The organism is Micromonospora sp. KC721 (genome assembly GCF_004348355.1).
Classification (GTDB): Bacteria; Actinomycetota; Actinomycetes; order Mycobacteriales; family Micromonosporaceae; genus Micromonospora.
The window spans coordinates 1-648 of sequence record NZ_SMJY01000415.1 but is presented as its reverse complement, the minus strand read 5'-3'; the positions used below and the strand labels follow the sequence as shown (position 1 = coordinate 648).

1 protein-coding gene is annotated in these 648 nt (G+C 65.1%); it reads left to right on the top strand.

Going from position 1 to position 648, the window contains the following annotated elements:
- Positions 1-423: 423 nt before the first annotated feature.
- Positions 424-648, top strand: a 225-nt coding sequence (locus tag E1182_RS30725; RefSeq protein ID WP_132271217.1) for a hypothetical protein, incomplete at its 3' end; no start/stop codon positions are given.

Here is a 648-nt window from a genome sequence, read left to right as displayed (position 1 = left end):
GTAGTACCAAGTCCGGGTGGGATCCGGGTGGCCTGAACCGGGCAAACCGGCCCCGGGGCCGGCGGCCAAACCCGGGCCGCCTGCCGCGCGCTCCTGCGTCCCGCCCGCGCGCGGCACCCCGGGACCGGCACGCCCGGCAACAGGGTCGGTAGACCGCTGAGAGGCACGCAGAGCCCGCTTGCGACACGCATCGTTGTGGAACCGCTTCGGAAGCCCACCGGAGTGCGTACGGGCTTCCAGGGGCGATCCGCAGCCCTCACAGTTCGGCGCGTCTACCTGGTTCGCTGGCGCGATGTCGGGCGGGTGGCTTACCGTTGTCATCGAGCTTCCCCATTCCTCCCAAGGTCTATGCTCTAGCCTTTAGAGCATCGAGTGAAGTCGACTCTAGTCATTAGAGACGAGACCGTCAAGGGAGTAAATCTGATGTCGCAGTCCGCGCCGGTACCCAAGGACCTGGCACAGTGGGTCGAGCAGCAGATCCGCGACCTGACCGATCTCGTAGCGGAGTCGAAGACAGTCAGTGATCATGACACGGATCACCAGTCCCAATGGACCCTCAACCTCTTGGAAGAGCTGTCTCGGGTCGAGACCATCAGCCGGCGGGTTGTCCACCTACTCACCGCGTACGCGCTGCGGAACAGGCTCGCG